The sequence below is a fragment of the Phocaeicola coprophilus DSM 18228 = JCM 13818 genome (assembly GCF_000157915.1).
Classification (GTDB): domain Bacteria; phylum Bacteroidota; class Bacteroidia; order Bacteroidales; family Bacteroidaceae; genus Phocaeicola; species Phocaeicola coprophilus.
On sequence record NZ_EQ973643.1, the window covers coordinates 357,535 to 365,400 of the forward strand.

At 41.1% G+C, this 7,866-nt stretch carries 6 protein-coding genes; all 6 read right to left on the reverse strand.

All coding sequences use genetic code 11. The features are described 5' to 3' along the window. Nucleotides 1–16: 16 nt before the first annotated feature. A complete protein-coding gene (fimD, locus tag BACCOPRO_RS09625; protein ID WP_008143129.1) occupies nucleotides 17–2,203 on the reverse strand; it encodes a fimbrial tip adhesin FimD in 2,187 nt (728 codons plus the stop codon). A gap of 2 nt (nucleotides 2,204–2,205) precedes the next feature. Continuing rightward, nucleotides 2,206–3,570, reverse strand: coding sequence for a DUF4906 domain-containing protein (locus BACCOPRO_RS09630; protein ID WP_162231585.1), 1,365 nt, complete (start codon nucleotides 3,568–3,570; stop codon nucleotides 2,206–2,208). A gap of 18 nt (nucleotides 3,571–3,588) precedes the next feature. Beyond that, the gene (locus tag BACCOPRO_RS09635; protein ID WP_008143133.1) at nucleotides 3,589–4,542 is read right to left on the reverse strand and encodes a FimB/Mfa2 family fimbrial subunit; all 954 of its coding nucleotides are present in this window, start codon (nucleotides 4,540–4,542) and stop codon (nucleotides 3,589–3,591) included. Between the two features lie 82 nt (nucleotides 4,543–4,624). Beyond that, on the reverse strand, nucleotides 4,625–5,716 hold the full coding sequence (locus BACCOPRO_RS09640) for a hypothetical protein (RefSeq protein ID WP_008143135.1): 1,092 nt from the start codon (nucleotides 5,714–5,716) through the stop codon (nucleotides 4,625–4,627). A 43-nt stretch (nucleotides 5,717–5,759) separates the two neighbouring features. Next, nucleotides 5,760–7,244, reverse strand: coding sequence for a DUF3868 domain-containing protein (locus tag BACCOPRO_RS09645; RefSeq protein ID WP_008143137.1), 1,485 nt, complete (start codon nucleotides 7,242–7,244; stop codon nucleotides 5,760–5,762). Then, nucleotides 7,241–7,813, reverse strand: coding sequence for a DUF3575 domain-containing protein (locus tag BACCOPRO_RS09650; RefSeq protein WP_040311351.1), 573 nt, complete (start codon nucleotides 7,811–7,813; stop codon nucleotides 7,241–7,243). Before BACCOPRO_RS09650 ends, BACCOPRO_RS09645 begins: the two co-directional genes overlap by 4 nt. Nucleotides 7,814–7,866: the final 53 nt, after the last annotated feature.

Here is a 7,866-nt window from a genome sequence, read left to right on the forward strand (position 1 = left end):
ATGTGACATAATCAATTTAATTTGCCGGACGTATCGGATCTGTATCTCCCCAAGTAAATACATTTCGTTTAACAATCTTATCATCACCCCAATACCATACATCATAAATACAACGAACAGCATGAGAACCATTCTTATCAGGATTATTACTAAACCCACTACCGCTGCGATAATACCTACCAGAAGAAGCATAGTAATCTCCATCGAACAGTTCCGGGATGTAACCATCATCAGATAGTCCAATTACAAATTGTATTTCAGCTTCCGTCGGTATTCTCCATCTACCTGCAGGATAACCATTCTCTTGATATGCAGCGCAACGCTTTTGTAGTTGGCTATAGCTTGTAGAAGTTGTTTGTCCCCAAGAGGATGCAATTTTAAACGCTGGAGCAATCATATTTCGTACTTCATCTCCATCTTTTGTGGGATAATAATTCAGAAGTCCACTGGGGTTACCATATTTATTAAGAGCAGATAAAGAAGTTGGCTGACTCACCCTCGGATCTCCAATCACATATTGACTTGCTTCGTCTAACACCGTTGCATAAATGGTATATTGGTTCGGGTTATGATTAGAACCACTCTCATAATGAGCAACTGAACCTATCCCCTTCCTGTTATCATCGCTAATGCTACCTTCAGTCTTTGAATTATAGACAAAACGATTACTTCCGCCATCATCTTTGTTACTCTCACCTTCAATATAAATAGGAGGATATTGCACCAAAGTCAATGTTTCAGTCAAGCCGTCTGCATTAGTTACTTCTATAATATATGTATATGGAACTCGTACATCAGAAGCCAATACATGTTCAAATGTCAATGTCTGTCCATAAATACTCAATGTATATTCCTGATTACCAAAATATTTAGACCATTCTTCATACTTCTGCACAGTTTCATTATATTTTGCTAAATCTTTTTCGTATTTATCCATTGCTGCCCAATAATCCCACCACTGATCATAATCATTTCTATTAGGTTTTGTCGGAGGATTACCTGATGGCTTCTCCGGCTCTTCATTCGTTACAATATTTGTATAAAAATCAGTTACAGAATAATCAGGGAAACTCACCTCCACAATCTTTGCTGTAGCCTCTGTACTACTAGAGAAACCAATATCCACTCTATTTTCATTTTTCATCTCCTGGAAATTGGTTTCTAACTCCAAATATGCATAACGATTAATATCGGCAGGAATATCAACTGTTTTCCAATCTAAGATCTCATAAGAGGCATCCACCTTTACAGTCTCTTCAGGATTAATACTTCCCAAAAGTTCTATATCAGCAGTAATACGATAAAGCTTATTACTCTCCAACTTACCAGAACCAATGGCAACACGATAATAATAATTAGCACTCAGCTGTGTACCATTTTTCGTATAATACCAAGGAATACAGAAATTCAAATAAGCTTCGGTTGCACCTTCTTTATTCGCCCATTCATTCGGATAAGAATATAATGGTACATGCACATAATTTTCCCCATCAATTTCTTTACCATAGCTACGATTTATAGCTGGAATAAATTCCTGAGTAATTCCTTCGGGAAGTTCTCCTCCATTCAATACTGCTTTTTTGGCAACATTTACCAACTCCACTGTCATTTTTGTCAAATCTGGGGTATAAGTAATCCCACCAGATTCAATAGAGCTAGCCACATTAGGTTGTAATACAATTTTTGAGGCAACTCTCTTTAGCAAAACCGTACCTCCATCACCCCCATTCGTTATTTTTATAGCATTCTCGGTCAACCCATGCATTACAAAAAATGGTTCTATGGCATCATCAGTTTTAAAGTCCGTAGAAATCACCACCTTCTGAATTTGGGCTAAAGTCATCTTCTTCAATTCGTCAAGTGATAGCTCACTTGTATAATTTGCCACGACATAAACCTTACAAGTTTTATCTACAACTTCAGGAGCTAAATCAACCTTTAACTTTTTATCGTCTCCCACACGTAAGTTACGCTTTAAATATATGCATGGTTTTGTTACATCTTCAAAGAAAAAGACACTAACATTATTTATAGCATTTTCATTAAGATCTTCGACCCCATTTTCAGTCTGTTCACCAGCGCTCAGCTCCATAGTCAACGCACGTGAGTTTGCTTCCCCCACCTGCTCAAATTCCTCACTACATGAAGTAAATATCCATGAGCAAAAAATATAAACAAACAAAATAAAATTATACTTTTTCATACTTACTGGTCTCCACGTCTAATTATAAATCGATTTACTTCTCCCTCTCCTGGTCCTGTATGATCCCTGTTATCTGTAAGATCTATCTCATACTGATTTCCTCCCACAATTGCATATACATGAAGAGTCGTTTGTACATTTCGTTCACCATCAGGCGGTAATGAAATTTTAATAGACTGCTGATATGCTATAGGCTTTCCATCCGCATCAACACCAAATATATCTTCATTCTTACCTTCTGGAGTTAATAATGTAAAGTTCTGATTATCATCCAACACAGCTACCCATGATACAGTATTAGGCGATTCTAGCATAAACTGCAGTTCTGCCTCCGTATCAGGAATCAACTGTATCACGTTTTCATCTCGAGCGGCAATCGTACCAGGTTTCCAACCATCACTACTATATACAAGTGTATTATTAAAATCCTGATTATATTCCTCCACATCCCAAGGAGTCACTTCACACTGCAATTCCCAGCCACTTGCATTCGCAATGGCATTTATCTTCAAGATTGTATTACGTTTTATTTCCTTAATTGGTGTTTTACTTGCATCATAAATTTGAGTTAAAGGAAATTCGGGACTTTCATTTAAACCTACTTTATAAACACCTTCCTCATTAGAACATGATTCATATAAATAATACGTAAAGACATTGCTTTTCTCATTTTCAATCGTTTCTGATTCAACAAAGTCTTTCTCAGTATATTGTACAGAAGCATCTGATTGGGAAAATAAAAAACCACTCGTCGGGAAAAACTCCCCAAAAGATACTTTGCTCACATTTAAATCTGCACCAGTCTTATTATTTATATTCAAATCGATGCGTGCCACAGCACGTGTAACTTTTATCATAACCTCATCACCATCAGATAAAGAAGGTTTAGTTTCACATCCCACCATTGGCAACCCGTTAGCAGAGTTAAAACTAGAGTAAGCTATTAGCTGAACTTGAGAAAATGCAGGCCCATCAAATGTTGTGCCTACTTTAAAATCTGATTCAAAATTCTTGTTCACATTAGCTTCATTTACCACTGCATAAAAATCGGTAGCGGCTTTATTCACACCGACAATCCGGATGCCCTGCTCCAACAATTTTTGTCCATCGGGTGCAGTAAAACTATGCTTTGAGTTGCTGACCACTTTCCCGTTCTGCACTAAAATCAGACGGATGGTCTTGATATCTTCATTAGCTAAAACTTCACTATTATCGTCATCAACCTCACCAGAACGTGAACTAATATTCACCGTAATATTAGCTGTTCCTGCTTCGGTTGCAGCAATATCATCTTTTATACAGGAAGTAACTACTCCTATCAGGAGTAATAATCCAATTGCACCTAAATACCTTCCTAATTTTTTCATAAGCATTCCTCCTTAAGGTTAATTCCATTCAGGTTTACCATCTACAATCACCCAATCAGGAAGTTTGATCTCAGCATTCACTCCATTAAACTCAATAGCAATGGGAAGTTCTGCTTCCTGCTTGGTAACATCAATGGCATCTGCATTACGCACCAGATAATTATATATATTTCCACGAATAAGTTCCTGCCCCGTATTCTTATCAGTCAAAACCAATATATGTTCGCAACAATCAGAACTTAGTTCGCCATTAGAGTCCATACGAAATAAAGCTAAGTTCTGTGTACGATAACATTGATTCTCACTATCATAAATCAAATCGGGATAAATAGTACCTTTTTCGTCTAAGTTGATTTCATTTTCAAAAGAAACCTGAGCATTCGAGTTCTCGAAACTCAGCTGATAAGGAACTCCTGCATCCTGACGTGAAGCCTCCGGAACCGGAAGTCCATGAATTTCCACGTCCACCTTCACATGTGAACTGTAAAGAGTTACTGTATCACGATACATCACTCCTTCCTGATCAGGCATTACAAACTCTTTCTGCCCTAAGTAATTATAATCATGATTGGTTACAGGTATATCCGGATCACTCCATGCCGGATCCTGAAGATAGATATTTGCAAAGTCTGTTTCAGTTGCATAGTTTACCACCTCTGTGTGGTCATAAGCATTACCTACAGCCACAACTTTATAACGCTGTCCCGGACGTAGTTTAAACGACGGTACAGCTTCGAACTTAGTTAATTCGTCCTGATTATATGAGCCGACTCCCAGTATATGTCCATTTGAATCAAAAACATACAGGTCTACCTTGCTCATATACTGGTATAATACGTCCTTATCGCCGTCGGCGAGATACTGGAAGTAAATGGTTACGTTATCGCAGTCATCCAGATCATCTTTAATACAACCGGTCGTCAGGACGGTAGCGACCAGCGCCATTAATATATATCTTATTGATTTCATCATTCTTTATTAAGGTTTTTGTTTTCTGTATGTTCGGAATATTTTGGCGGAGAATTCTCCGCCAAAATAAAACTCTATAAAACAATTAATTCCATTCTACTGTGCCTTCAGCTATTGTCCAAGGACTAACAGAAACTACAGCTATTACATGAATATCTTCACCACCTTGCCAGCCTGAGCCAATAGCTTCGTCAGGAATTTCAAGAGATTTTACCTGATAAATGTAACCTGCCGGAAATTTTGTAATATTTCCCTCGCCATTAACACCGAAAGCAGTTTCATATGATTCTGAATCATCTGCTAATTTATAATTTTTCACTGTTGCATAACCCAGCTTATGAATTGGCCATACAATTCCACTATATTCAGTAGCATCAGTATTAATTTCAATATTACTGAAACAAACTTTCAAAATAGGAAGACTAGTTTCTACAGGAGCAATATTATAGGCATAGCATTTTCCATTTTCCGGCCATGAAGGAGTCCAACCTGCATCAACAGAACCCGTAGCCTCAGTAAAAGCCTGACCAATAGCATTACTCATCAAATTACTTGCATCCCAAGCCTCAACCTGATCAACGCCGGTAACTTCATCCAAAATTATACCGTCAATAGTAATATTTTTGAACATACAAGGATCTTTAGTATCGACATGAGCGATACCACCAAATTCCAAACGAGCCATTGTATGTGCAGGTGTCAGGGTTACTTTATACTCATTAATACCATCCTCATCTGTATCACCTTGATCTACAAAAGTAGTCGAAGATGCATATAAAGGTTCTGCTAATCCTGCATTCATGTATTCTACAGGAGTCCATCCAGATGCCTTTTCTGTATTGATATAAACTTCCATCTTTGACGGGTTACGAACACCCTCAAATTCGGTTGAGTTTACAGCTTCTAACAAAGCTGCACGGTCATCATAATCTGACAAATTAAAAGTCTTTGTAGCTCCACCTGTTTGAGCTGTCAAAACCAACTTAATGGTATTCAATGTTACCTCAGTTCCAGTTCCAGAAGTATAATCCACAACTGCGCGGCTCAAAGCAGGATCACTAATCTTCACGCTAATAGAAGCTTCACCCTGAACGCCATTCTCAGTTACATCTTCATTAGAGCATGCGAACAAACCCAAGCCCGCAAATGCCAGAAATAAACTCTTAGAAATTTTCATAACAATAAATTTTAAAATTAAACACTTCTATTTTAGTCTCTATTTATTCAGCCATATATTCTGCATATTTCTTCAACTGTGTAAGGTTCTCACCGGCAGGCGTATATCCTTTGGCCTGTGCTGCAGAAAATGCTTTCTCTGCCTGTTCATAATCCCCCAACTTGGAATAGGCAACTCCCTTCAGGTTCAGCAGTTCGCCTGCTTGCGGTGCATTGTCCAGCAGACGGATGGCTTCGTCCGTACGGTCGGCTTCCATCAGGGCCAGTGCCGCATTATTGACTGCGGTCACATCATTCGGATAAGCCTTGGCTCCGCGCATCAGACAATCCACATATTCCGGACTGCCTTTGCCGTAACTGTCAGCAACCTGCTGGATCTCGCTTACGCTCATCAGATCCGGACGGGTCTTGATCATCTGTCTGCCTTCTTCCAGACTGAAGTGACGCACATTATATTCCACCCGGTATTCGTTGCGACGGATCGGACCGTACATTTCATTCAGCAGACGCTGGTAGATTTCAGGCGGCACCAGTCCCTTGATCTGTTCTTCGCAGGCATCCTTGTCGTCACCGCAGTTGTCAATGATGTTCAGCACCTCATCAATCTTCAGCAGTTTGGGATGCTTCTGAACCTCTTCACGCAGGCCTGCCCAGTCTTCACCCTTCCAGTCCACATGGTATACGGAAGGATCAATGCCTTTCAGGTCTTCTTTGATATATTCGGTAAAGGACTTCGCACGGCGTTCGGACAACGTCATGTTATAGTCGAATGAACCTTCGGGAGAAGCGTAACCTGTCACATAGATACCGGTAATAGTCAGGTCGTTGTTGTCCTTGACCAGCAGAATGGACTGGCGGACAGAATCCAGTTCGGCACGGTTGTTCTTGTAATCCGGACGGATATTCGAACTGTTCTGACGGAACTGCACACGGGCACTCCGCGTTTCAGAACGGCGCTTAACGATTTCTTCCTTCGGCTTCATCACAGGGCTGTAATACTCCGGTGTCATTTCGGGCAGGATATCACCTGTCGTTGCGGTTTCATCTCCGTCATCACATAGGGCGCAGCCGGTGACATAACCCCGCAGCTGGATATTGCCTCCGATCATCCAGCGCTGGAAGGGAACCGAAGCATCATAGGAAAGCACCTGGGAGGAACCGTTTTTTCTGCGGACTGTCACAACGGCATCGGGATTGGCAGAAACACCGTCAAGGGTTTCCATACGCTGCTGCACCTTGTCACGGACTTTTCCGTTGATGACAAAAGGAGGAAGCTCCCGTTCCTGTGTCCCGTCGGCGGAAAGGATAACCGGAACCACGCGGAGCGAATGCTGACGCTTGATATCCAGTTCGTCGAGGCTGACTTCCATCTTCACATTGACCTGACGGTCGGAAGTCTTCACAACCTGACGGTCTGTTATCCGGATCTCACTCAGATAAGTGGTATTCTGGCCAAACACGGAAACTCCGGATGCCAGCAGTATAGCAAGAGAAATAATATGTTTCTTCATCAAACGTTCCTCCATCATTTTATTATGTAAATCAATGAGATGGCCGCCTTAGTCACGCCAAAGTAATTCTTTTTGCCGGAGTCCTGCCATTCGCCACAGTGAGGACATTTATAGCGGTCGTAATCAGCACGTACATAGCCCACGCCCAGAGCGGCTTCGATGCTCCAGCGCTTGCCCAGCAGCCACTGATAACCATAAACGACACCACCCCCGACATACCAGCCTTCATAGCGGTGCTCCTTCAGGTCGTCAAAGATTCCCAGAGGAAGATCCAGACCGCCCCAGTTATACTGACCGCCCAGCAGGTGGGCACCAAGGAAGTGACCGTTGAAACGTTCACAGAACCAGTAGCGGACTTCCGGCTGTGCCATCCAGTGTTTCCACTTCTTGTTGTCATTAAAGGTCCAACCGTTGTAATTGGCTGACAAATCAACCGTCCATTTAGGAGCCACACCTATTTCTGCACCCAGATTGATGGTGGTTGTCGCGTCATAAAGAAGATTGGTCTTGACTGCCACATCTTGCGCGGACAAAGAAATGCTGACAAGCAGCATTAAGAAGATTAGAATTCGCTTCATGTTTCCCATTTTTAGCATGACATTTTCAACAGGTTTTTCTCCGTCCTTAAATCCGCAACTCT